The sequence below is a fragment of the Pseudoclavibacter sp. RFBB5 genome, assembly GCF_002931555.1.
GTDB lineage: Bacteria > Actinomycetota > Actinomycetes > Actinomycetales > Microbacteriaceae > Pseudoclavibacter.
In genome coordinates this window covers 527,431-552,959 of sequence record NZ_PSTZ01000001.1, presented here as the reverse complement: position 1 = coordinate 552,959, position 25,529 = coordinate 527,431, and the positions used below count along the sequence as shown (strand labels likewise).

Below are 25,529 nucleotides of genomic sequence, written 5' to 3'. Positions count from 1 at the left end.
GGTGGTGACGTTTCGAAAGAGTAGCAATCATTCTCGATCACAACAATGCGGTTATGATCGTGCATGATCGTTTACGATCGATTCCAGTGGCAACACCACCACCGCAGCAGCGGCGAGCACCACCCCTGAGAAGTAGGTCGACGATGACAGACACCACGGACATTCCCGTGCAGAGCGGCACCGCATTCCGTGGACCCCTCTCGCGCGCCCTCGACGAGCAGTTCGGCGGCCGGAACCTTGACGAGGTCATCGCCGACCCCAACCACGCGCTCCCCGTGCCACCCGCATCCGACTGGCCCGCCGGAATCGCCGACGCGCGCACCCTCGCGGAGATGACCGAACGCGCCACCGCCGAACAGGGCACACCATGGCCCCAGCCGCGCGCGAGCGACGCCGCCAGGTATCACGGCGACGGCAACCGGATCGCCTGGGAGACGCCCGCCTTCGCGCGGCAGGAACGCCTGACCCGCACCGCGGTGGCGGCCGCCGGTGACCCGTCGCTGCTCGCGGAGGTCGTCGACGGCGTCATCCTGCTCTGCGAGCAGAGCTCCTGGTGCTGGCCGGCCCACGACGACACGCTCGCCCGGCACGGTTCAGTGCTCGCAACCGTCACCGACCCGTACCTCGACCTCGGCGCCGGCGAAGTCGTCGGGCAGCTCGCCTGGATCGACCAGCTGCTCGGCGACCAGCTCGACGCCCAGTACCCGGGTGTGCGGGCGCGCATCCGCCACGAAGCCCGCGTGCGCGTCTTCGAGCCGTTCGTGCGTCGCCGCGACTGGCACTGGCTCGGCCTCGACGGGGATGCGCACAACTGGAACCCGTGGATCCACGGCAACGTGCTCGTCGCCGCCCTCCGCTTGCTCGACGCACCGAGCGAGGCCGCGGAACGCGCGCGCATCCTGGAACTCGTCGTCGAAGGGCTCGACCGCTACGTCGCCGTGCTCCCAGAAGACGGCGCCATCGACGAGGGCTACGCCTACTGGTGGAACGGCGCCTGCCGCCTCCTCGAAGCCCTCGACCTGCTCACCTTCGCGACCGGTGGCGCCTTCGACCCCGTTCCGAGCATCCGCTCGCTGCGCGAGACCGTCGCGTTTCCGCACCGCATGCACCTCGGCGACGGCTGGTTCGTGAACGCCGCCGACGGGCAGGCCAAGCCCAGCAGCGACCAGCCGTGGCACTCCCTGCACCGGACGGCCGTTCGCGCTGGAGACGCCGACGCGCAAGCGTTCGCAGCCTCCCACCGCCGCCCATCAGAGGCCGCGGTCGTCGAGGCCGAGGGACTCGGGCGAGTGCTCCGCGGACTCACCGACGCGCCCTGGCTGCAGCTGAGCCCGCCCGCTCCCCCGGCCCCCGCATCCACCTGGCTCCCCTCCACGCAGATGCTCGTCGCCCGCGAGCGCGACGGCTCGTCTTCGGGCTTGTCGGTCGCGGTCAAGGGCGGCCACAACGACGAGAACCACAACCACAACGACGTCGGCACGTTCCTCGTCGCCTCCGACGGAGTGCCGGTCATCGTCGACGCCGGGCGCCCCAGCTACGACGCCCGCACCTTCAGCGACCGCCGCTACGAGCTGTGGCCCATGCGGAGCGAATGGCACAACGTGCCGGTCATCGCGGGGCGCGGGCAGCCGACGGGCCGCGAGTACGCGGCGTCGGTCATCGAGGTGTCGACCGGCGAGACGCCCTCGCTCGAGCTCGAGCTGGCCGGCGCCTACGACGTCGCAGGGCTCGAGTCGTGGCGCCGCGAGGTGCTCCTCGACCGCGAGCGCGCCGAGGTGCGCGTCCACGACGCGTGGCTCTGTGCGTCGACACCCGCCGATGCAGCGGCCGCCCCCGCGACCGAGAGCCCCGCCCCCGCGAGCTCCACAGAGTTGTGGCCAAGCGCGGTCCGCGAGGAGCTGAACAGCACCTCGCCACAACTCTCCGCACCTGACGCCGACGCGACGGACGCGACATCCTCCTCTGCCGCACCCGCCCCGACGCAGCTGCGGATGCTGCTCGCCGGCGACGTTGCCCTCGCACCTGACAGTCAGGGTGACGACAGCGCCGTCATCACGCCTCTGGGTGGTGCCCCGCGGGTCCACGTCACCTGGACTGGCACCGCGACCGCCACCCTCACGCCGATCGAGCTCGACGACCCGATGCTGACGGACGTGTGGGGCCCTAGACTCGTGCGACTCGACCTCGACGTCGCCGACCGGTCAACGATGACCGTCACCGTGCGCCAGGAGCACTCGACACCGCCCTTCGGGGGCATGAACGCTGTGGGGGACGCAGAATGATGGAACAGGGATCACGGCTCGCCGCCGAACGGCGCGACCTCATCTTGGAACGGCTGCTCGCCTCCGGTGCGGTGCGGGTCGCCGAGCTGACCGACGAGCTCGACGTCACCCCGGTGACGCTGCGACGCGACCTGCAGCAGCTCGAGTCGGACGGCCTCCTCGTGCGCGTGCACGGCGGCGCTGTGCTCCCGCCCGACGGCGCGCCCGCCTTGCAGGCGCGCCAGGCGACGAACGGCGCGCAGCAGACCATCGGCGTGCTGGTGCCCTCGCTCGACTTCTACTGGCCGCGTGTCATCCGCGGCATGGAGCAGGCGGCTCGCGAGCAGGGCGCGAAGCTGCTGCTGCGGGGAACGTCGTACGAGATGCAGGATGAGCGGCCCGTGCTCGAGCGGATGGTCGAGCACGAGGGTGTCACGGGCCTCGTCGTCGCCCCCAACACCGACACCGACCATGCCCGCGAGGTCATGGAGTGGCTGCACGAGTCGGGGCTGCCGTTTGTGCTCGCCGAGCGCGATGCCGTCGTCGGCCCCGACCGTACGCCCGCGGAGTCGGTCACCACCGATCACGCCCTGGGCGCCGTCCTCGCAGCCCGCCACCTCGCGCAGCTCGGGCACCGCAAGGTGGGCCTCTTCATCTCGAGGAATTCGCCGACGTCGCGGAAGATCATCGCCGGCTGGTCGGCCGCCTGCCGCGAGCTGGGCCTCACGCCGGGTGAGCACGTCGAGCGCATCCTGCCCGACCGCCGCGACCCTCGCTTCTCGGGGGCCGTGGATGCGGTGCTCGACGCGGTCCTCGAAGCCGGCGTCACCGCCCTGCTCGTGCACTCCGACCGGGAGGCGATGGCGATCATCGACGTGGCTCTCGCTCGTGGGCTCAGCGTGCCGGACGACCTGTCTGTCGTGGCCTACGACGACGAGGTCGCCGACCTGTTCACACCCGCGCTGACCGCCGTGACCCCGCCCCGTTCGTCACTGGGCCGCGCGGCCGTCGAGACGCTCCTCGCACGCATCGCCGACCCGTCAAGGCCCGTGCACCGCACCGTGCTCAGCCCGAGTTTCAACTCGCGCCTCTCGACGGCGCCGCCCCGAGCCGTCTGAGCGGGACGGGACGCCGGGCCCCGTTCTCCTCGCGGTGTCGGATGGCTGCGGCGCGACATTCGACGGCTCCCATGGGGTGAACAGGTCAACCGACAATGCGCGAGTGCGAGTGCGAGTGCCAGCGCGAGTGCGAGCGCTCCGCTCATCGACTGCATCGACTGCATCGACTGCATCGACTAAACGGCAACCGATCGCATTCATTGGCCAGCATTGACGAAGAATGGGGTCAGGTTTAGAGTGGCAACCGGTTGTCAGCATCAGCGCACCTAGCCCCGAAGCCCAACACTCGAGGACTCTCCTATGACTGCACATTCACAGCGCAATGACGCGCTCTCCGACGTTCGCGGCGCGGAGCCACGCAGATACGAAGATTTCAAGGGCCGGGTCTCACCCAGGTCCTCCGAGTCCGATCCGTGGTGGCCAGAGGAAGTTCGCGCGGATGACAATGCACCGAATGTGATCGTCATGCTGGTCGACGACCTCGGTTTCAGCGACATCTCCCCCTACGGCGGAGAGATAGCGACCCCCGCCTTGGACGCGATCGCGAACGAGGGATTCCGCCTCACGAACTTCCGAGTGACCCCTCTCTGCTCCCCGTCTCGAGCTGCGCTCCTGACGGGTGCGAATCCGCACCGGGCGGGTTTCGGCTTCGTCTCCCACGCGAATCCCGGCTACCCGGGTGTCTCGATGAAGCTCCCCAAGACCCTGCCCACCCTCGCCGAGATCTATCGAAGCCAGGGGTACTCCACGTTCATGGTCGGGAAGTGGCACCTGACTCCAGAGTGGGAGCTTCACGATGGAGCGCCGAAAGACTCCTGGCCGCTTCAGCGGGGGTTCGACCGCTACTTCGGTGCCATGGACGGTTGCACGACCCTGTACCACCCGCACAGACTCGTCCGCGACAACTCCCCCGTCACCGAGAGGTTCGCCGATGACGCGTACCTGACAGATCGCCTCACCGATGAGGCGATCTCAATGATCGACGGGTTGCGAGCCAGCGATGAAACTCGCCCGTTCTTTCTCTACTTCGCCCATCACGCTGTCCACGGCCCCGTTCAAGCCAAACCTGCGGACATCGACGCCGAGCGAGGCTCCTACGACGCCGGCTGGGATGCCTGTCGTGAAGCGCGGATCGCGAAGCAGAAGCTCCTCGGCATCGTGGACGCCGCCCTCACGCTGCCTGATCGGGATGAGGGAGTGGAGCCGTGGGACGCACTCGACGCAGAGACTCAGGCCTTGTACGCGCGGCACATGGAGGTCTACGCGGCCGCTGTGCGGGCAGTCGACGAGAGTGTGGATCGGCTGCTGTCCCACCTGAAGACGACAGGCGACTACGAGAACACCATCTTCGTCTTCAGCAGCGACAACGGGGGCACCGGTGAGGGCGGACCCGCGGGAACGCGGAGCTACTTCAGTCAGTTCACGACCATGCCGAGCCTCCCGTCAGGTTGGGTTCGGGATGTAGCACGCCCGCTGGAGGAGCTGGGTGGCCCCACTGTCCACGGACACTACCCCCGCGGATGGGCTCAGGTCTCAAATACCCCGCACAGGTCGTACAAGGGCTCAGCTCTCGAGGGCGGCATCCGGAGCCCGCTGCTCATATCGTGGCCGAATGGACTCCCTCGCCATGAGGAGGACGATGGTGTGCGCAGGGAGCACGCGTATGTCACCGATGTCGCTCCCACACTTCTCGACCTCAGCGGCCATCGACGACCCGAGACGCTCGGTGATGTTCGCGTCGACGAGATCGATGGCCGCAGCATCCGTGACGATCTCGCATCCCCATTCGATGGGTCCGATTCTCAAGAGCGCACTCCGGGTCAGTATCTCGGCCTCCTCAAGGAACGCGCGTACCTCCAAGGGAACTGGAAGATCCGAGCTTCTGACTGGGGACCGAGGAGCGACCCGGACTCAGCCTGGGAGCTCTACGACCTGGAGGCTGACCCGACGGAATCCACGGATGTCGCCGGAGATCATCCAGGACTTGTGTCGATCATGGCGGAGGAGTGGCGGCGCGCGGCATGGCACAACACGGTGTTCCCGCTGCCCGACGAGCCAACGTTCCTTGCGACTCGACCGTCGACAGAGCTCCCGCTGGAGCGCCCGATCACGATCCGCCCAGGCGCTCCCACCCTTGAGCGCTTCCGCTCCTCCCGCCTCATCGCGCTCCGCTCGTTCACGATCACGGCGCGCTTCGAGCCGACAGCAGGCGAGGGCGTCGTGGTCTCGCACGGCGACCAGGGCGGTGGTTACATCCTCTGGACTGCGGAGGGCGATGCCTGGTTCGCCTACAACGCGTACGGCGACATGCACCGCCTGCGAGTCCAAGCCTCTCAACCTGCAGAGATCACGCTGAACTTCACGGCCCTGCCGGACCTCGCGTGGAGCATCGACATCAGCGTCGATGGCGAATGCCGGGCCTCACTGGAGCGTGTCCCCATGCTCGTCGGCATGGCGCCGTTCACCGGAATCAGCGTCGGCCAGGAGGGCGGTGGCCCCGTGGATTGGGATCTCCACGCCCGGGGCGGTGACACGCCACACCGAGGCGGGTTGCTCGACGTGCGCTACGAACCCGGTGCGATTGCGGCGTACTCGCGCAGGATCGTGGTCGATGTGGACGAGCTCCGTCTCCGCCTCCTGGATTGAATTGCGCGAGATGCAGGGCGGCTGACGGTTGCCCCTGCCTGCCCCTCCCTGAGCTGGAGTCGAACGACGCATGAGCCTGCACGAAAAGTGAGAGCCCCGAGAGGAATTCGGGGCTTCAGGGACTCAGCAGCCCGGCCGACTCAGCTCATCGAGGACTTTCACTGCGGCATCGAGCACTCCTCCGACCGATAGTCGGGCGTCAAGGGCTGCACCCGCCTCCTCCGTGCCGAGGAGTTCGAGAGCTTCGAACTGCGACTGCAGCAGGGCGGGTGGCATGAAGTGGGCGTCACGACTCACGGCGCGTTCGAGGACGTCGTCGTAGCTCGCGTGGAGGTGGAGGAAGACCGCATCCGGACACTCCAGGCGTATGAGGTCGCGATAGCGACGCGCGAGCGCAGAGCACGCGAGCACCATGCCAGCCTCGCTCTGCGCGAGCGCGCGCCCGCACGACAGCAGCCAGGGTCTCCGGTCAAAGTCATCCAGAGGAACGCCTGCAGTCATCTTCCTCAGGGATGCGTCGCTGTGGAGGGCGTCAGCATCGAGGAACGGAAGACTCAACTTCGCAGCCAGCGCGGCGCCGATCGTGGACTTGCCTACAGCTGAAACCCCGAACACGACTATCCGTCTCGGTTCCGCATCACTCATTTGCTCTCCTTGAACGTTGTCATCTGACCCTCATGAATCCCGACCTTCAGGCCGCCAGCGTGAGTCCGAGGAGAGTCAGGCCAGCGAAGATGACGATCAGGGCGATGTCCGGGATGCGAACGCGCCGCCGGATGGTGGGCACCGCGGCTGCGAGGAGCACGCTGACCGGCACAGTGATCAGTCCAGGGACACCGGCTTCCCCGGCGATCCGGACATTGGAGAGCAGCATCGACAGCGCTGTCGAGGCGAGGAGACCGCAGATGACCGGCAGGATGAAGGTGGAGATGTTGCGGATCAGCAACGAGTTCCTCGCCCGATCGTAACCGGAGAGGACGCCGACGGCTACGGCGCTGCAAGAGGCGACCGTGAGGATGAACGCCACCGCAGCGAAGACCCAGCCGAGCGAACCGCCCAGGACGAAGGCGGTGCCTGCAGCGACCTTCACGAGTATCGGACCGGGCAGGGCATTCGCGACGGGAACGATCTGCCCGTAGAAGACCGTGGACTCGATCAGTCCAGAAGCCACGAAGAACCCATCTGCGACCCCCACATATGCTTCTCCACCACCGAAGGACGTCAGCGTCGACGTCAGGACCAGGGCTTGGAAGCCGACCAGACCGCTACCCGGAATGAGGAGCCCTGCGGCCACAGCGAGACCCGCGAGACTGCTGAACAGGAGAACTGTTCGAACAGCTGCCGCGGCACCGTTCCCCGGAGGGGGGCCGGTCCGATTGGCACCGGGCGCTGCATCGGAGCGTGGAGATCTCCGCGCTGAGAAGTACTGGATCATGGACGCCACGCTGATGGCCGCCAGTGAGACGAGCACGAGACCCAACGCGGTGAGCTCGGGCGGGCGCAGCTCGAACGACAGCCCGACCATCACCCCTGCGAGTTCGATGGCATCGCCAGCGCCGCTTGCGAGGAACGCGAGCGCGGCGATGATGACTGCGCTGCGTTGCACCTTCCCGTTCGGCAGGAGCACCTTGCCGACGTAGTGTGCGAGCAGGTAGATGATGAACGCCGTGATACCGAGCGAGGCGAATTCGACCGAACGAATGGCGCCCGGACCGAGCTGCGCAAAAAGCGCGAGGAATGCGACCGTGCCTACCGCACCAGGAATCGCAACCGCGAACGCGCCAGCGAGGGCGGTCCTGGACCGCCCGAAGCGCACGCCGGCAAGCGCGGCCAGCTTCACTGGCAGGGCCCCCGGCGTGATGTTGGCGATGACCGTATCCTGAACGAATTCGTTCTCCGACAGCCGTCCAGGGCCGACAATCTCCTTTTCCATGACCGGGATGAGCGCGCTCCCGCCGCCGAACCCGATGACGCCGACCTTCAGCATGAGTCCGAGGTGCTGACGGGCTGTCACAGTTGGAGCGGGGTCGCGCTCCGGCTCTCCCGGCAGGTTGCCATCCTCAGCCGGTCGCATCATCCGCCGCGATCCTGAAACCGAGATTCCCGCTCGAGCTGTCGGGGTCATTCTTCGATCGCGCGGCGACCCTGTAGCGATTGCAGTACGAATCGTGACACATGTGCGACCCACCGCGCATGACCTTCTCGGTGCCGCGGGCCGGCCCCGGCGGGTTGCTCGACCTCTCGGCGGCGTGGCGGTTCGTGAACCAATCCCCGCACCACTCCCAGACGTTGCCAGCGACATCATGCAGCCCATACCCGTTCGGAGGGTACGTGGCGACGGGCGAGGTGCCAATGTAGCCATCGTCCCGCGTGTTCACCGTCGGGAAGGTTCCTTGCCAGATGTTGCATTGGTGCACGCCATCGGGCGTCAGCTCGTCACCCCAAGGGAATCTGGCCTGCACCAGCCCACCTCTGGCACCCGCCTCCCACTCTGCTTCCGTCGGCAGACGAACACCCGCCCAACTGCAGAAGGCGAGGGCATCCATGTGGTCCACGTGCGTGACCGGATGCAGCCAGCGATCTTCGAGCGTCGACCCGGGCCCCTCCGGACTCCACCACGAAGCCCCCTCGACCACGCACCACCAGGGTGCGCCTCGTACTCTCTGCGTCCTCTTGCGAGTCTCTTCATCGACGAAGAGGTGGAAGACGAAGGACCAGCCGATGCGCTCGGCGCCTGTCCTGTATCCGGTCGCCTCGACGAACTGCTGAAACTGCCGATTGGTGACCGGGGTCCTGCCGAGTCGATATGGGGACAGGATCACCTCGCGGACAGGACCTTCACCGTCAACGACGTTCTTGTCGGGATCGTCTCCCCCCATGAGGAAGGAACCTCCCGGTAGGCGCACCAGGTCGAGGAATCCGTCGGCGATCTCCCGATCAGCGCCCGTCCAGGAGGAGCGGAGGAGATCGGAACGACGCGCGCCGACGTCAGCACCTGCAGCTTCTTGGCGCACGCCAGGGCCAGGACCGCATCCGCAACCGCATCCGCTCGCTGGTGCGGCTTCCCCCGGCACCCGTTCATTCACGGTTCGCCTCCAGGGCTGCGAAGTCCTCGGCGATGCTGCGCAGGACGCTGCTCGGCATCGCCCCCATGCGCGTCAACTGGTACAGGTCGAATGGCGTGGGCAGCGCGAGCAGCTCGGTCTTCGAGAGTTCGGGCGCGTGACGGTCGAGGATCGTCTTCGCAACCGGATCGCGAAGCAGGTCCTTGACCTGTGGCCCTCGAACCGCGGTCTCCGGAAGGTCGCTGAGATCCGGCATGGATTCCGCGAGGCTCTCCGCTCGGTCGCGCTGCGCCCGGACTAGGAGATGCTCGGGGGTCACACGGCCCGTGGCTGGCATGCCGAGACGCTCGAACTGGCTCTCGGGTGCATCGTTCTCTCGCATGAGATCGGCGAGCAGATTCAGCATTCTGAGCTCCACGTCGTCGTCGACGATCGGGGCAAGTTGATCTGGGTCTTCCTGGAGATCGAAGAGCAAGGTGCCGTAGGTCCAGGAATTGATCAGCAGGCTCCTGGTCTGCATGCACATCGTGCGCACTCCCTTCGTGAACGTCCGCGGGGCCGCCGGCTCCCAGTCCACGAGATCGCTCCGCTTGAAGCGGGAGCGCATGTGGGTCGGCATGAGCGTGTACTCCTCGAGGGGCGCATTCTCGCGGTTGAGGGATGCACGCATGTACACGTACCTTCCGTCGGTGACATTCACGTGCCCACCGTGAATCCCGAACAGGCCTCCCTCGCGGTGAGGCCCCTCGCCGAGTTCCTGGCCGAGGTCCACGCCCTGCATGTCCATTGGCACGTCGACGCCGAAGAAGCCGAGCAGCGTCGGTGCGATGTCGATGGTCTGCGCGAGCTCTTCGCGCCGCGTGCCGTGAGAGCCCTGGCGAGGGTCCCACATGAACATCGGGAGCTGAACGAGTTCGTTGTACCAGGGCTGGAAGTTCTTGCCCCACCACCCGTGCTCCCCGAGAAGCAGCCCGTGATCGGTGTTCACGATGAGCAAGGTGTCGTCCCAGAGGTCGTGCTCGTCCATCGCGTCAAGAACTCGACCGAGAGAGTCGTCGCACATCGACACGAGTGCGGCGTACTCCATGCGAGCATGCTCGATCTGGGACTCCGGTTCGGTCACCTTCGCGTAGGGGGGCCAGTCGAATTCGGGTCCGTCGTAGTCATGCGGGTAGCGCTGCTTGTACTGCTCATGCGTGAAGAAGGGCTCGTGGGGGTCGAAGAGCTCCAACTGGAGCATCCAGCGGTCCGCATCCGCATTTCTGCTGATGAAGTCGAGTCCTGCGTCCACAGTCAGCGTCTGGGAGTGCTCGCTGACAGACGGCATGTGGTCTCGGTTCACCGCGTCCTGGAGATGGCTCTTCGCTCGGAAGCCGGCGGTGGCCACGCCCGCGTCGACCACCCCCTTCCAGGGGTCACCATCCTGGCCACGGAACAGCTCCCATGTCGTGAATCTGGGGTGGTAGGTCGCGCCACCGTCTTCCACGTAGTGGAAGTGGTCTGTCGCGAGGTGCGTGTGGACGCCGGCACGGCCCAGCAGCTCGGGCGTCGAGTCATCAAATGGCTCGAGCGGGCCCCAGCTCCGGTGGAGGAAGTTGTAACGCCCAGTATGGAGTTCGCGTCTCGCCGGGATGCAGGGCAACGATCCCGCGTAGAAGTTGTCGAAGGTGACAGACCTGGCCGCGAGACGCTCGAAGTTCGGCGCCTTGACCATCTCACCGCCGTAGGGGGGCAGCATGTTCCTGTTGAGGCTGTCGAACATCATCACAATGGCACGCATGGGGGCTCTCCTCGTTACTCAGCTGAAGGTCGATCAGTGGTGTCACCAGTCGTGGACGGTCCCATCGGCAAGCCGGTTGTAAGGGAGATACGCGGTCTCATACGGATACTTGCCCGCCTCGTCGACGTCGAGGTCGACACCAAGCCCTGGCTTGTCACCGGGGTGGAGGAAGCCGTCTGACCAGGTGAACGACTGCTCGAAGACGGAATCGGTCCTCGACCCGTGCTTCATATACTCCTGGATGCCGAAGTTGTGGATCGCCAGCCCGAGGTGCATGGCCGCAGCCATGCCGACGGGCGAGATGTCGGTTGGCCCATGCATGCCGGATTTGATCTGATACTGCGACGCGTAGTCGAGGATCTTCTTGAGGTGTGTGATGCCACCAGTGTGGGTCACAGCGCTTCGCACGTAGTCGATGAGCTGCTCGCGGATGACCATCTGATAGTCCCAGACGGTGTTGAAGATCTCTCCGATGGCCAGCGGAGTGGTCGTGTGCTGCCGCACGAGACGCAGCGCCTCCTGATTTTCAGCCGGGGTCACGTCCTCCAGCCAGAACAGGTCGTAGGGTTCGAGTGACTTGCCGAGCTTCGCCGCCTGGATGGGGGTGAGCCGGTGGTGTGCATCATGGAGCAGCGGGATCTCCGAGCCGAATTCCGCGCGCACTGCTTCGAAGACCGTCGGCACGTGGCGGAGGTAGCTTCGCGTGTCCCAGTCCTCCTCGGCCGGACGAGCACCACGTTGGGCGGGCTCGTGGTCGTAGCGGACACCGTTGTTGGCCTCGAATGTCGCATTGGAAGCGATTCCATAGATGGATTTGAGGCCGGGGACTCCCGTCTGCACGCGAATCGCTCTGTATCCCTGGTCGAGGTGGTCTCGGACGCTGTCGAAGATCTCATCGGTGGTCTTGCCGGACGCGTGGCCGTACGCCAGAAGGCCCCTGCGCGAGGCGCCGCCGAGGAGCTGATAGACCGGCATGCCCGCAGCCTTGCCCTTGATGTCCCAGAGCGCCATGTCGACGGCAGCGATGGCCGCCATGGTCACCGGTCCACGACGCCAGTAGGCGCTCCGATAGAGGAACTGCCAGGTGTCCTCGATGCGAGACGCATCGCTCCCGATCAGGAGGGGCACGACGTGCTCTCGAAGGTACGCGACGACGGCCAGTTCTCGCCCGTTCAACGTCGCATCGCCGAGACCCGTCAGTCCCTCGCTCGTCGTCAGCTTCAAGGTGACGAAGTTCCGGTCCGGGCTCGTGACGATGACCTCGGCTTGTTCGATGATCATGCTTGCTCCTCTGCTGTCGTCTCTGGATCTGTCGTCGGTGTGCTCGAGGCCCGGTTCTTGAGCTCCAACCAGCGTCGACGAACGTCGGCTACGGCCGACTTGGGTTTTCTGTCCCGCGTGAACATGCCCTTCCGATTCCCGTCGACGCGATGCGTCGTCACCTGCGTCGCGAAGTCGGCGAAGTTCCAGATCTGCTCACCCACAACTTCCGGAATGCTGTCGAACACACGGTGGTAGGTCTCGAGGAAGTCGCGCTGGTACTCCTCTGACCACGGCTGCGCGGGCGCTGTATGCAATCCCGCCACGGTGTCGGCTCCGTATTCGGTCATGATGATTGGACGTCGATAGTTCTTCGCCCAGGTTCCAAGGTCGCGGGAAAGGACCTTCTCGGCGACCGCCAGATCGCCCGTGAGGAAGTACCATCCCGCATAACGGTTCAGGCAGAGCACGTCAAACAGATCTGCGATGCGGTCATCTCCAGCGCCGGGCAGAGCCACATGTGCGAACGTGACGGGTCTCGTCGGGTCGAGTTCGCGAGTCAGCGCCACTATCGGCTCGAAGTACTCGCGTGCCCCGTCCACACACGAGTCGGGCTCGTTGGCGACGCTCCACAGGACCACGCTCGGGTGGTTCTTGTCCCTGGCGATGAGCTCGCGGAGATGCTGCTCGTGCGCGAGGCGCGTTGCATCCGTCACATAGTCCGGCCCGTAGGTCGGCTTGTCCCTGTGGCCGAACTCGCCGCCACCCATCGCGGTATTGAGCCCGACTGCCGCGCTCTCGTCGATAACGACGATGCCGGCGCGGTCCGCGTAGTCCAGGACGTCCTCCGCGTATGGGTAGTGCGATGTGCGGAAGGAGTTCGCCCCCATCCAGGTCATCAGCGCGAAGTCGTGCACCATGTGCGCGTCGCTGTGTCCTCTTCCGAACACGGGGAGATCCTCGTGGCGTCCGAAGCCCGTGAAGTAGAAGGGCTCCCCGTTGATGAGGAATTCGGTTCCCCGCACCTCGACGGTCCTGACGCCGAACGGCTGCGAGTAGACATCGAGGGTCTCGCCCTCGGGCGACATCGCGGTCGCTTCGAGCTCGTAGAGGTAGCCGCAGCCTGGGCGCCACAGTGTCGGTGCGTCGAGGGAGAGCGTGTCTGCTCCCGGACCGGCAGTCGCGACGACGGCTCCCTCCGCATCCTTGATCCGGAGGTGCATCTGAACGGCACTTGATTCCGCGGTCTCGGAGAGACGCACGTCGCACCCGATCCGGGCGACGCCGCTCTCCAGCCGGGTAGTCACCGTCACGTCGACGATCCGCGTCTTCGGGACGCCGCACAGCCACACTGATCGCGTGAGCCCGGCGTAGTTGAAGAAGTCGTGCCGGTACGTCTGGGTACGTCGTTCACCTCGCTGCGAGATCTCGCCTGGCGGGATCGTCTCGAGTGTCAGCTGGTTGTTGACCGCGACGGTGATGGTCACCTCTTCGCCCGGCCGAGCGAAGTCCGTGATGACCGCCTCGAAGGGGGTGTATCCCCCAACGTGATGTGCGACTTCGTGGCCGTCCGCCCAGACGATTGCCTCGTGCGTTGCCGCGTCGAATCTGATCACGACCTCTTTGGCGGCCCAGCCGGCTGGAATGCGAACCGTCTTCTGGTAGGTGACCCAGCCGACATGGTCGTGGATCTCCTGATCGGCGAAGAGATCGTTGTAGCTGGCGGGAACGGCCGCTTCGCGGGCTCTCGGGTCGAATCGCTTCGCCCAGTCTTCGACGGCTGTCGGCTCGTGGCGGACAGCGAACTTCCAGAGGCCGTCCAAGCTGACGACCTCACGGGTGGGTGTGCTCTTTGCTCTCAGCATCAGCGATCGCTCCTCTGCGTGTCTTGCCGGGAATGTTCATCCAGGGTGCCCATCAGGGACGTGATCTCGAGCATGACGCCTCCATCATCGGCAAGATGGTCATCGACGCTCGCGATGAGGGATCTCGTCTCGCGCGTCGCCGGGCTGTCGTCGAGGAAACCGCGCTGGGTGGCGAGGACCCAGGCTGCGACTGCACGACAAGCGCCTCGAGCTCGGACACCGCGGCCTTCGAGAGCTTCGATGACCGGCACCGCCCGCACCCGCAGCTTCACTGCGCCGTCCCTGGCGATACGTTGGAGCGCATCATTCATCTGCCGGTTCTCGAATCTGCGGATCAGCTGCTCCCGATAGTGCAGATTCTCTTCGCGGGAGAAGACCTCCGGCAGCGCCGAGGCCGCATCGTCCCAGAGCTCCTCGACCCAACCCCGGAGCACCGGATCGGCGATGGCGTCCGCGACCGTGGTGTGCCCCCGGATCAGACCCGCGTACGCGAGTAGAGAATGAGCGCCGTTCAAGAACCAGAGCTTTCGAGATTCGAACGGCCCGATGTCATCGACGATCTCGACCCCGCTGGCCTCCCACCCGGGGCGCCCCGCCGGGAACGCACCGCTGAGCACCCAGCTGGAATATGGTTCTGCGATCACAGGCGACGCATCGGCGAAGCCGGTGAGCTCCCCCGCGATCACGACATCAGCGGGGGTCGCAGATGGAGTGATCCGGTCGACCGAGGTGCTGACGACGCTGACTTCCTCGGACACGTAGTCGGAGAGCTCGCCGCTGATCTCCTGGGCCATCAGCGACAGTGCCGCCTGGACCTTGCTGCCCCCCGCCAGGAGGTTGTCGCACGGCACGATCGCGAGACCCCCGACACCGGACCGCCTGCGCTGTTCCAGCCCTGCAAGGACCCGGGCGAGCGGCGTCGCAGGCGTGCGCGCGAGCATCAGCCTCGACGACGACGCGCCTGCCGCAGCGCGAAGCGCAGCGATATCGCTGGCGACGTCGCTGTCGTCGAGGTCCAAGCTCTCGTCTTTCCTCAGTCGGTAGCTCGCTTCGGTCACCGTCAAGGTGACGACAGCCGTCGTCGGGGCAGCCAGCAGGTCCAGGAAGGTTGCCATGTCCGCGCCATCATGCACGCTCGAGAGGTTGCGGATGATAGCCGCCTCGTCCCGATCCGGATGCCTCGCGATCAGGGTGTACAGGCCATCCTGCGGACGGAGCGCGGCTGCGAGGTTCGGGCGCCTCCCGGTGAAGGATGCGAAACCCCAATCGTCAGCGTCCGAAGCCAGAGCAGTATGGTGCACCTGGTGAGAGCGGTGGAATGCGCCAAGACCGAGATGCACGAGACGAACCGGTGGGGCTGCCGCTTCGCCACCGACGGCAGCGGCGAGTGTGCTCCGGCGGAGAGGTTCGGTCATAGCTTGAACACCTTCCTCGGCTGCTCGCTCGTGAGCTCGTGGATGATCCGAGCCGCCGCGCGGTGAGTGAGTCGTCCTTCGAGAACGAGTCGGGCGAGGTAGACCGCATCCGCTCGTCGAGCCATGTCGTGCCGCGCGGGAATCGAGAGGAAGGCTCGAGTGTCGTCGATGAACCCCGACGCCCGAGAGAATCCAGCGGTCTCGGTCGTCGCGGCACGAAAGCGCTGGATCGCGTCAGGTGCGTCGAGGAACCACCACGGGGCACCGATGTAGACACTCGGGTAGAAGCCGGCGAGCGGCGCGATCTCGCGCGAATACGCGGTCTCATCGATCGTGAAGAGCACGAGATGGAAGTCGCGTTCGAGGCCGTATCGCTGAAGCAGGGGCCGGAGGTTCTCCGTGAAGCTGGTACTCACGGGAATGTCGGCACCGACATCCTTGCCGAATCGATTCAGGATCTGGTCATTGTGGTCCCGGTGCACGCCCGGGTGGACCGTCATGACCAGCCCGTCCTCAACACTCATCCGGGCGCTCTCCACCAGCATGTGCCCCCGGAAGACCCTCGCCTCCTCGGACGTGAGGTCGCCGCGCACGGCGCGCCTGTACATCGACGCAGCCTCCAGGGCATCGAGGTCGACCGTCAGCAGGTCGTGGACGCCGTGGTCGGCCGAGACAGCGCCGTGCTCGATGAAATAGCCACGCCTGTCTTCGAGGGCACGGATGTACGCGGTGTAGTCGTCGACCGCGGCTCCTGACCAAGCCGCCAGTCGCTCGGTCGCCTCGACGAAGCCCGAACCTGACGGGTCGAGGTACGCATCCGGCCGAAACGTCGGCAGGACGCGCCCGGAGAACGACGCGTCGTCCCGGATCTGCCGGTGGGCATCAAGAGAATCGAGCGGGTCGTCCGTAGTGGCCAGCACCTCGATGTTGAACCGTTCGAACAGCGCCCTCGGTCGCATACCCGCTTCGCGCAGACGCTCCTGCAGGAACTCGTAGGTGGTGAAGGCATTGGCGGGGCTGGGCTCGACAGGCAGTCCGAGGACGCGGCCGAGCACGTCGCGCATCCAGTACCCGGATGCAGTGCCCTCGAGGAGGTGCCATCGGTCGCAGAAGATCTTCCACGCGGCACGAGGATCGGCGGGTGCACCCGACCCCGCGCCCAGGCGCTCAATGTCGACGCCATCCGCGTGGAAGAGGCGGAGCACATAATGATCTCTGGACAGCAGCAGACTGACGGGATCCGAGAAGGCCGCGTCTTCTGCAAGCATCGAGGCCTCGACGTGCCCATGCGGGGAGATGACGTTCAAACTGCTGACGGTGGAGTACAGCTCGCGGGCCAGGTCGCGACTGCGGGGGTCGCTCGGGAAGAGGCGATCCTCCTGCAGCTCGAATCCGTCGGGCGCGCGACCCGTCCTGCTCGCAGAGCCGATAGCCGTTTCGACAGGGCTGTTCATCGGTGCGTTCCTGCTTTCGGCGTTTCAAGGTGATGGAAACCTGGCGACGACGTGATGCTCGAAACGTTGACCGGTGAATCTTGGCAGTCCATCGAACATCACCCTGGATGCATCTATGCAGCCAAGCGCACCTCCATTGTGCTCATGCGACTAGACTCTGTCAATCGGTTTCCAAAAACTATTGCCGACCGCCAGCGCGTGCGTTCCGGCCATGCCGGACGCGACCAGCGGGCAATCGTCTGACTGGGCGCCACGCTTGCGGTAAGGTCAAGCAATCGGTTGCCGAACTATGCACCGCGTCACCGACAGACCTCTACGCCCACCTCAGACCTCACAACGATCGGGGAGGGCCTGAGCCATGATCCGAGGAGAAGCGTGACCGCAAGACGCGAAGGCGCCGAGCTGCGGCGCCTGGATCTCAACCTGCTCGTTGCACTCGATGCTCTCCTGACCGAGCAGAGCGTCACGGCCGCCGGCAAGCGGCTCATGGTGGGGCAGCCAGCTATGAGCGGTTCGCTCGCCCGATTGCGACAGCACTTCGACGATCCTCTGCTCGTACGAAGCGGACACTCCTCACGCTGCACCCCGCTCGGGGAGCGATTGCGCGAGCAGGTGACACACGCGCTGGCGCTCGCCTCACGGGTTTTCGAAGCCAGCGAGACCGCGAACCCCCTCGAGCTGAAGCGCCGGTTCACCTTCTACGGGTCGGACTACTCTCATGCCAGCATCGGACGACGCCTGCTGACGCTCGCTGGCCAGCGAGCACCGGGCGTGACCGTCTATTTCCGCCAGCTGACGACAGCGGATGTGCGGACAGCGCCGGAAACGCTGCGTCGCTCAGATGGCGTGTTCATTCCGAGGGGGCACCTGCATGACTTCCCCAGCGTGAGCCTCTGGGAAGAGCCATGGGTAGCGCTGCGGCGACGCGCCCCCGATCGGGGCCCCCTCACGATCGGAGACCTTCGCACAGCGCCGTGGATTCACGCGTTCGATGCCGGAGAGTCGTTCACCTCAGCGACGCAGAACCTCCGGGAGATGGGCGTCAGCCCCCGAGTGGTGGCGGTGACAGAGAGCTTCCTGATACTCCCCCTGCTTCTCGAGGATGCAGAAAGCCTCGCTTTCCTTCAGCGCTCGCTCGCCCAGCGATTCGTCGCCTCCGGAGAGTTCGAAGTCGTGGAGATTCCTCTGGCGACTCCGCTCATGAGAGAAGCCTTCTGGTGGGATTCCGCCCACACCCACGATCCCGCGCACGCATGGATGCGCGAGCTGATTCTCGAGGTCGCCAGCGACTTCAAGCGCATGGAATGCTCCTGAGGGTTGGCGCCTCCTGACGCAGGCCGCAGGCACCGAGCGCCTATACGAGCGCCGTTGAACCGCGGACCACGAGCTGGGTTGGAAGCAGTCCGATGTCCTGCGGCGGCAGTTCCCTGTTCTCGATCCTTGCAAGAATGTTCTGCACGGCCAGCTCGCCCGCCTCGATCAGTTGGCTTCGTACGGTGGTGAGGGCAGGAACGATCAGCTCGCTGCCGAAGATGTCGTCGAACCCCGCCACGCTGAGCTCCGCCGGTATGGCCACGCCTCGCTCGGCGGCCGCCTGCATGAGGCCGATCGCGAGCAGGTCGTTGAAGGCGACCACCGCGCTGGGGTGTGCAGCCAGGACCCGTCGGAGAGCGTCCCGTCCGCCTTCGATGGTCGGGGGGTTCGGACCGATCTCGACCAGAGCCATGTCCAGGGATTCCGCTTCCTGCAGCATGCACTCCCATCGCCGATCACCGATCCAGGACGTGTCGGGGCCGCCGAGGAAGACAACGGATCGGTGACCCAGCTTGTGCAAGTGCTGCATGAGCTCGTTCACACCGGCGGCCACGTCCGGAAGCACGCTGTCGACCCCCTGCACAGCTCTATTGATGAGGACGACGGTCTTGGCACCGGAGATACGCGAGATCGCCTCGTCGGAGAGCCGTGTCGTGGCGAGGACCATGCCGTCTACGCTCGGCAGCAGCCGCTCCACCACTTCGCTCTCGGTCTCACCGGACTCCTGAGACTCGGCGATGACGAGGGTGTAGCCAGCGGCGCTGGCGGCGCTCTCAGCTCCCCGCACGATCCCGAAGACCACTGGGTTGGTGATGTCCGCGACGACCACCGCGATGGTGTGGCTACGTCCGGTGGGAAGGGCTCGCGCCATCGGATTGAAACGGAAGTTGAGGCGCTGAGCAGCCGCTCTGATTCTCGCTTCGGTCTGAGCGCTGATACGTCCAGGCTTCGACAAGGCACGCGAGACCGTCGACGGGCTGACTTCGGCGAGTGTCGCGATGTCATAAATCGTCGCCGCACCACCTCGCCGATTCATCCGCTCCAGGATCTCCCGTGGTATCTCCCTGTCCATGCCCTCCGGGTCGGAAACGATGTCAGCAGGCATTCGCTCTCCGTTCCAAGACCCTGGACTCGGCAGGGAGCTGCGGTGTTCTGGACGCACTGCGTCTGCAACCAGGATGGTTGCGCTCACGTCTCCTGTATTCAATCATGTGCTTGCTGCGCTGCCCGTCTTCGAGCCCGATGCCGCAGTTCACTTCCGCTCCACGCTCGACCCCGCTCGTCGCCGGGCAATGGCCTGCTTCTGGAGACGCTGGATTTCTTCATCGGAGGGAAAATTGACGGCAGAGGCTGCGTGCTCGCGGACGAGAGCTGCCAGAGATGCGCAGATGGTCGCATGTTCCGGGTGCCCGGCGAGATTGCGCGTCTCTCCGGGGTCGTGTTCCGAATCCGCGAGGAAGATGTCTTCTTCGGCAGCAGTGGGCACGCCCCCGTCGATTCGCACGTTCATATCCAACCGCCAGCGCCCCGAACGGATACACGTCCGGCGCGGCCATCCCCTGCCTGCTTCCCACTCGCCGGTTCCGCCATTGGGGAAGGCGCGACTCTGCGGACCCCCGTGTCCGATAGTGGCGAAGATGTGCTGCGGCGCGGGTTGCGGGCTGGTGAGCGCACGCCCGGACAGATCCTCGGGGAGATCGATGCCAGCCAACCACGCCAAGGTGGGGCCGATGTCGACGGACTGCGCGAGACTCGCGTCGCGACCGGCTGCGAGGTGGCCCCGCCACCTCAGCAGCAGCGGAACCCGCTGACTGTTCGGCGCGAACGTGTGCTTGCCGAAAGCGCCGGTCTCACCCAGATGGGCACCGTGGTCCGAAGTGAGGATGACGATGGTGTCTCGATCTAGTTCGAGCTCTTCGAGCGTGGCGAGGAGAATCCCCACCTGCTCGTCGACCCAGGCAACCAGCGCGAGGTAGTCGGCCTGAGCTCGACGAAGAACCTCCGGCTGGATGCCGCCAGCCCCGTTGATCTCGGCGAACACCTGCTCGAAACGACTCAGGGAAGCGGCGCCGCGGCCGATCCCCGGCTGCTCGTGCGGGGGGAACTCCCTTCGGAGGCGCGCTGGCGGGAGCACTGGCGTGTGGGGCTGGAGGTAGGAAGCGCGGAGGATGAAAGGCCCCTGCGCCTCTTCGAGGAATTTCACGACGTTCGCGGTTATGCGCTCGGCAGGGAGAGTCTCCACCTCTGTGACTCCCCCGATGACGAAACCTCGTTCGGGCGAGAGGATCATCTCCTCCTGGATGGCACCAGCGAAGGGATCGCGTCGGCCTGCGCCTTGCTCGTCACAGACCTGCCAGGGGCTCAGCTGCTCAGGAATGTGCTCCTTGCCGTAGCTCGCCGTCACGTACCCGGCATCCGCGAAGGCCTCCGTGAAGGTCGAGAACACATCAGGGAGCTCGTACCCGGGAGCTGACCCCTCATTGGCGTAGACGCCGGTCTCCTCGGGCAGACGCCCGGTCAGCAGCGCAGTTCGGCTGGGGACGCAGATCGGCGAGTTGGTGTAGGCCCGGTCGTACACGACGCTCTCATTCGCAAGCGCATCGATATTCGGAGTGCGTGGTCGCAGACCGCCCGGTTCCGCGTAGCATCCGAGAGCGTCGGCGCGGAGCTCATCGCAGTAGATCCAGAGGACATTGGGCCGGTCAGGCATCCGATTCTCCGGTGAACAGACGTGCTTCACGCAGCTTCGACGAGAGGTGTGGGCGCGCCGCCGCGCTTCCGGCCCCGTACCCCCCTCTGCCGCTCGCCGGCGGTCTGCTGAACGGCGAGACCGGAATCACCTCGATCGAGATGTCGCTGCCCACACGCACCGAGATGAGATCCTCCGCGAGGAGGAGCGGACCGTCGTAGCTGCTCCTGATGGCGTCACTGACCAGCTGGCGTGTCCGCGCGTCATTCATGAAGTGGAAGGCCACAGCGAGCCGAGGACGCGTGAGGGCGAAGACGCTGCCCAGCTCCCAGGGGTTGGTGTGAACGATGCTCTCGGGTCCGGGAACTGGCGCGTTCGCGCCTCGGGCGTTGGCAGTCTCGTGGACAAGGACGTCGACACCTGCCGCGATGTCGGTGAGGAACCTGTTCGGCGCTGTGTCACCGGAATACACCAGAGAGTGGCCGTTCCAGTCGAGGCGGTAGCTGACAGCACCGTCATGGACGTGAACAGCCGGGACGGCCCTGATCACGACGCCGCGCTGCTCATAGATGATGCCAGTGGTCTCCCAGTCGAACTCGTGGACCGTGGGCGTCTCGCCCGCCTCCGGCAGAGATCCGCGCCGCGAGACCGTGTCCCAGGCGTAGGACTCGAGTTGATGTGCGGCGAAATGCGCGAACCCGAGCTCAGGGCTGGAGCCGGACGGACCGTAGACCTCCAACGGCTGCAGTCGGCCCGCAATGCGGGAGGTCACCCAGAACTGGGCGAAGTCACCGACGTGGTCCGTGTGCAGGTGGCTGGCGAAAGTGGCCGTGAGCGCGCCAGGGTGGACCTCGAGGGCGGCGAAACGCGTGAAAGACCCGTAGCCGTAGTCGAACAGGAAGCTGTCCCCGTTGCCGAGCTGCACCAGCCAGGAGGAGTTCGCCTGGGCGAGGCTCGAATACGGGCGCCCGGTCCCCAGTGCGGTCACGCGCATCTCATCCGGTGCGATGCCCAGGTTCTGATTCTGCATCAGCTCAGCCTCCACGAACCGGTCTGTTCGAACAAAGATCGCCATTCTGCGCGGCGTTGAGCCTGCAGGTCCGGGTCAGGAACCGGTGAGGCCAGCAGGAGCCGCTGCGTGTAGGGGTGGACAGGTGCCGTCGTGACCTGCGACGCCTCGCCGCTTTCCACGATGTCTCCCCGGTAGAGCACCGCGACCTGGTCACTGACATGCCGGACCACATCGAGGTCATGGGAGATGAACAGATAGGCGACGCCGGTGTCTCTTTGAATCTCGGAGAACAGGTCGAGAACGCGCGCCTGCGTTGAAAGATCGAGCGCGCTCACCGGCTCGTCACAGACGATGAGCTTCGGCTTCAGGGCGATCGCCCGCGCGATGGCGACCCGCTGGCGCTGACCACCGCTGAACTCACGGGGCAGACGGTCCATCGAGCCAGCGGGCAGCTGCACACGATCCAACAGCTCTCTGACTCGTCTCCTGACGTCGCTCTTCGAATCCCCACCGCCGTACAGCGGTTCCGACAGCGTGTCTCCGATGGTGCGCGATGGGTTCAATGATCCGTAGGGGTCTTGGAAGACGACCTGGATGTCTCGGCTCAGGGCTCTGCGCGCTCGTCGCCGCAGATGGGTGATGTCGCTGCCCTCGAACGAGATCATGCCGTCCGCGGCCGGTACCAGGCCGAGGATCGCGCGGCCGATGGTGGTCTTCCCTGATCCGGATTCGCCGACGAGGCCGAGTGTCTTTCCCGAATCGACCTTGAGCGAGACCCGGTTGAGGACCTGCTTGGATGGCGACAGTCTGTGCTTGCCCTTGAACTTGACGACAAGGTCGTTCACCTCGAGGAGGTGCGCAGCGGTCTTCGCATGCTCACTCATCATTCGCCTTCCGAGTCGATCTTCTGATGGACGTCGCTATGGGGTGATGACAGCATCGAGCTCAACAGCATCTGGGTGTATGCGCGCTGCGGACGCTTCATGATGTCGCGCACGTCTCCGTCCTCCACGACGCGTCCCGCGTTCATGACGACCACGCGGTCGCAGATATCCGCCACGACGCCGAAGTTGTGGGTGATCATCAGCATCCCCATGTTCCGTCGTCGCTGGAGTCCTCGCAGGACGTCCAGCACTTCAGCTTGGACTGTCACGTCCAGAGCCGTCGTGGGCTCGTCAGCGATGAGGAGATCGGGGTCGCAACTTATCGCACCGGCGATAAGCACTCGCTGAGCCATTCCTCCGGAGATCTCGTGGGCTCTTGACCGCATCATGCTGTCGGGGTCGGGAATACCGACGCTGGTGAGCAGGTCGAGCGCCTTGGCTCTGGCTTCGTGCTTCGAGAGCCCCAGCACCTTCTGCATGGGACGCATGAGCTGGTAGCCGATCGTGAAGGTCGGGTCGAGGTTCGACATGGGGTCCTGTGGGATGTAGGCGATCTTCGCCCCCCGGAGCTCCCGGTACCGCTTAGGTGAGACACTGCTCTCACCGGGTTCCAGAAGCCAGTCTCCGTCGAAGACGATGGACCCAGCCGCGACCACTGCGTTCGGAGGCAGGAGCCCGAGGACTGCGAACGCCGACTGGCTCTTGCCTGAACCGGATTCGCCCACGAGCCCGACGACCTCGCCCCTGTCCACGGTGAAGGACACATCTCGGACTACCGTCGCCGTCAGCTCCCCCTGCGGGTAGGCGATCTCCAGCCCCCTCACTTCCAGAAGCCGCGAGCCCGTCGGCTCTGGAAGGTCTCGCTTCGAGAGCGGCTCTTCGTCCTTGACCTCTGCACGCCGACGGCGTCGAGGGCTGGAGGACGGTGCAGCGTCCTCGAGGACGTCGCGAAGGCTGTTGCCGAGGAGCGCGAATGCGGCCGTCACCAGACCGATGGCGAGCGCCGGCCAAGTGATGTTCGCCAACGTCTGGTAGATGGTCGTGAACCCGTCCGCGAGCATCCCGCCCCAGGTCACGGTATTGGGGTTGCCGAGTCCGAGGAAGTCCAGCGAAGCCTGAACTCCGATCGCGATGGCCCCGACATTCGCGGTGTGGATCACCAGCGGTGCCCTCACGGCGGTGAGCACGTGACGGCCGAGGATGGCAGCGTCGCTGAGCCCGGATACGACTGCCGCGTCCACGTAGAGTTCGCGCCGGACGCCCTGGACGACAGCTCGAGTGAGCCTGAAGTACGACGGACTGACCATCAACCCGAGAGCCACCATGGTCAGCACCAAGGATGGCCCGACTGCCGCGCGCACGGTGAGAAGGACGATCATGCCTGGGAGCGCCAGGAGCACATTGGAGCCCCAGGTTCCGATCTCATCCCACACGCCTCCGTAGTAACCCGCGAGAAGTCCGGTGAGGATGCCGACGACCATAGCGGTGATCGTGACGATCAGGACGCCGATGAGCGTGGTCTGCGCGCCCCAGACCAGTCGACTGAAGTTGTCGCGGCCGGCGCTGTCCGTCCCGAGCAGATGCTCGCCGGAGGGAGGCGCGATCGGATTGCCGAGGTCTGCGAACTGCGGTGGGAAGTTCGCGATCAGCGGTGCTGCGACGGCAGCGATCGTGAGCAGCGCCAGAATGGCGATCGACACGACGGCAAGCGGCATCTTGAGCAGCCGCCGCCAAGGAGGGGTCCGGGGGCTGTCGGCGGTAGGGATTGCGAGTGTGGCAGTACTGGGTTCGGTCATGACGCGCGCGCCTTCGGGTTGAGCCAACCGTTCATGAGGTCCACGAGCAGGTTGACGATGATGACGATGATGATTGTGTAGAGGACGATCCCCATGACCAGAGGCGCATCACTCGTACTCGTCGCTGAGACGGCGAGCGTGCCGATGCCTGCGATCGCGAACAGCTGCTCGATGACGACGACGCCCCCGAGCATGCCGACGAACTGAAGCCCCAGCAGCGTGAGGGCGGCGGGTGCGGCGCTGCGGAGAACGTGCACGAAGAGGATCTCGCGATCATCGATCCCGCGACTGCGCAGCGTGCGAACGTAGTCGGCATCGAGCTGACGCAGGATCGCGCTGCGGAGCTGCATGACGGTGGAGGCGGCACCGGAGATCAGGAGGGCCAGGATCGGCAGCGCAAGACTGCTCGCCCACGAGGCCAGACCACTCCCCGGGTAGATGGTGCTGATCGCGGGCAGCCATCCGAGCTGGATCGCGAAGACAGTCACCAGAATCAGGCCGATCAGGAAGGCGGGGAGGGCGGTGCCAGCGATGCTTCCAACCTGGATGACCTGGTCGAGAATGCCACGCTTGACTGCGGCCCAGGCGGCGAGGATGACCGCGAGCAACATGGTGAGAAGTACCGCGAGAGTGACGAGGACGAGCGTCACCGGGAGCCTCGCGCCGATAGCCTCGAACACGGGCTGGCCGCTGACCCACGAGGTTCCGAAGTCCCCCTGGACCGCCCCCGCCCACCACCCCGCAAGGCGAATCAGGAAGGGTTCGTCGAGACCGAGCTCGGCTTCCTTGAGAGCGACCTGATCGGGGGTCGCCTCGGGCCCCAGCAGATTACGCGCGATGGAGCTGCTACTGAAGAACAGAAGTGCGTAGGCCGCGCAGCACACTGACACCAGAATGACTGCGCTCGAAGCGACACGCCTGAGTATGAACATCAGCATGTTGTCTCTTCCTTTCGGTAGGTGGGGTGCCG

At 65.6% G+C, this 25,529-nt stretch carries 18 protein-coding genes; 4 read left to right on the top strand and 14 right to left on the bottom strand.

The features are described 5' to 3' along the window. The first annotated feature begins 143 nt into the window (after positions 1–143). The 3 genes from C5B97_RS02590 to C5B97_RS02580 all read left to right on the top strand — a co-directional run bounded on the left by C5B97_RS02590 (position 144) and on the right by C5B97_RS02580 (position 6,025). Positions 144–2,282: a heparinase II/III family protein gene (locus C5B97_RS02590; RefSeq protein ID WP_104310552.1), complete on the top strand. Its 2,139-nt coding sequence runs from the start codon at positions 144–146 to the stop codon at positions 2,280–2,282. Continuing rightward, complete coding sequence (locus C5B97_RS02585; RefSeq protein ID WP_104310551.1) at positions 2,279–3,379, top strand: substrate-binding domain-containing protein; 1,101 nt, start codon at positions 2,279–2,281, stop codon at positions 3,377–3,379. Before C5B97_RS02590 ends, C5B97_RS02585 begins: the two co-directional genes overlap by 4 nt. Positions 3,380–3,835: 456 nt before the next feature. Beyond that, entirely contained in the window at positions 3,836–6,025 is a 2,190-nt protein-coding gene (locus C5B97_RS02580; protein WP_181026872.1) for an arylsulfatase, read from the top strand. Positions 6,026–6,148: 123 nt separating this feature from the next. Here the strand turns inward: C5B97_RS02580 and C5B97_RS02575 are convergent, their stop codons facing one another. From C5B97_RS02575 to uxaC, 8 genes are all read right to left on the bottom strand, one after another. Continuing rightward, the gene (locus C5B97_RS02575; protein WP_104310549.1) at positions 6,149–6,670 is read right to left on the bottom strand and encodes a gluconokinase; all 522 of its coding nucleotides are present in this window, start codon (positions 6,668–6,670) and stop codon (positions 6,149–6,151) included. A 46-nt stretch (positions 6,671–6,716) separates the two neighbouring features. Continuing rightward, positions 6,717–8,102, bottom strand: a complete 1,386-nt coding sequence (locus tag C5B97_RS02570; RefSeq protein WP_181026871.1) for a chromate transporter — start codon at positions 8,100–8,102, stop codon at positions 6,717–6,719. Continuing rightward, complete coding sequence (locus tag C5B97_RS02565; protein WP_258067841.1) at positions 8,086–9,039, bottom strand: formylglycine-generating enzyme family protein; 954 nt, start codon at positions 9,037–9,039, stop codon at positions 8,086–8,088. Before C5B97_RS02565 ends, C5B97_RS02570 begins: the two co-directional genes overlap by 17 nt. A 64-nt stretch (positions 9,040–9,103) precedes the next feature. Beyond that, a complete protein-coding gene (locus C5B97_RS02560; protein ID WP_104310547.1) occupies positions 9,104–10,870 on the bottom strand; it encodes a sulfatase in 1,767 nt (588 codons plus the stop codon). A 42-nt stretch (positions 10,871–10,912) separates the two neighbouring features. Further along, complete coding sequence (manD, locus tag C5B97_RS02555) at positions 10,913–12,151, bottom strand: D-mannonate dehydratase ManD (RefSeq protein ID WP_104310546.1); 1,239 nt, start codon at positions 12,149–12,151, stop codon at positions 10,913–10,915. Beyond that, complete coding sequence (gene uidA / locus C5B97_RS02550) at positions 12,148–13,995, bottom strand: beta-glucuronidase (protein WP_104310545.1); 1,848 nt, start codon at positions 13,993–13,995, stop codon at positions 12,148–12,150. Before uidA ends, manD begins: the two co-directional genes overlap by 4 nt. Continuing rightward, positions 13,995–15,410, bottom strand: a complete 1,416-nt coding sequence (locus tag C5B97_RS02545; RefSeq protein ID WP_104310544.1) for a mannitol dehydrogenase family protein — start codon at positions 15,408–15,410, stop codon at positions 13,995–13,997. The genes uidA and C5B97_RS02545 overlap by 1 nt, the downstream gene beginning before the upstream one ends. Beyond that, the gene (gene uxaC / locus C5B97_RS02540) at positions 15,407–16,864 is read right to left on the bottom strand and encodes a glucuronate isomerase (RefSeq protein WP_104310543.1); all 1,458 of its coding nucleotides are present in this window, start codon (positions 16,862–16,864) and stop codon (positions 15,407–15,409) included. Before uxaC ends, C5B97_RS02545 begins: the two co-directional genes overlap by 4 nt. 375 nt (positions 16,865–17,239) lie before the next feature. Here uxaC and C5B97_RS02535 point away from each other — a divergent pair, with 375 nt between their 5' ends. Then, positions 17,240–18,178 (top strand): LysR family transcriptional regulator, encoded by a 939-nt coding sequence (locus tag C5B97_RS02535; RefSeq protein WP_146080701.1) that lies wholly within the window; start codon positions 17,240–17,242, stop codon positions 18,176–18,178. Between the two features lie 40 nt (positions 18,179–18,218). On the opposite strand, the gene C5B97_RS02530 is transcribed toward C5B97_RS02535, so the two are convergent. The 6 genes from C5B97_RS02530 to C5B97_RS02505 form a co-directional block, all read right to left on the bottom strand. Further along, entirely contained in the window at positions 18,219–19,283 is a 1,065-nt protein-coding gene (locus C5B97_RS02530; RefSeq protein WP_104310541.1) for a LacI family DNA-binding transcriptional regulator, read from the bottom strand. Positions 19,284–19,430: 147 nt separating this feature from the next. Beyond that, complete coding sequence (locus tag C5B97_RS02525; protein WP_104310540.1) at positions 19,431–20,888, bottom strand: sulfatase; 1,458 nt, start codon at positions 20,886–20,888, stop codon at positions 19,431–19,433. Beyond that, positions 20,881–21,897 carry an MBL fold metallo-hydrolase gene (locus tag C5B97_RS02520; protein WP_181026870.1) on the bottom strand — a complete coding sequence of 339 codons (1,017 nt, stop codon included), beginning with the start codon at positions 21,895–21,897 and terminating at the stop codon, positions 20,881–20,883. Before C5B97_RS02520 ends, C5B97_RS02525 begins: the two co-directional genes overlap by 8 nt. After that, complete coding sequence (locus tag C5B97_RS02515; protein WP_104310616.1) at positions 21,897–22,763, bottom strand: ATP-binding cassette domain-containing protein; 867 nt, start codon at positions 22,761–22,763, stop codon at positions 21,897–21,899. Before C5B97_RS02515 ends, C5B97_RS02520 begins: the two co-directional genes overlap by 1 nt. Further along, entirely contained in the window at positions 22,763–24,559 is a 1,797-nt protein-coding gene (locus C5B97_RS02510) for a dipeptide/oligopeptide/nickel ABC transporter permease/ATP-binding protein (RefSeq protein ID WP_104310538.1), read from the bottom strand. Before C5B97_RS02510 ends, C5B97_RS02515 begins: the two co-directional genes overlap by 1 nt. After that, the gene (locus C5B97_RS02505) at positions 24,556–25,497 is read right to left on the bottom strand and encodes an ABC transporter permease (protein ID WP_104310537.1); all 942 of its coding nucleotides are present in this window, start codon (positions 25,495–25,497) and stop codon (positions 24,556–24,558) included. The genes C5B97_RS02510 and C5B97_RS02505 overlap by 4 nt, the downstream gene beginning before the upstream one ends. Positions 25,498–25,529 lie beyond the last annotated feature (32 nt).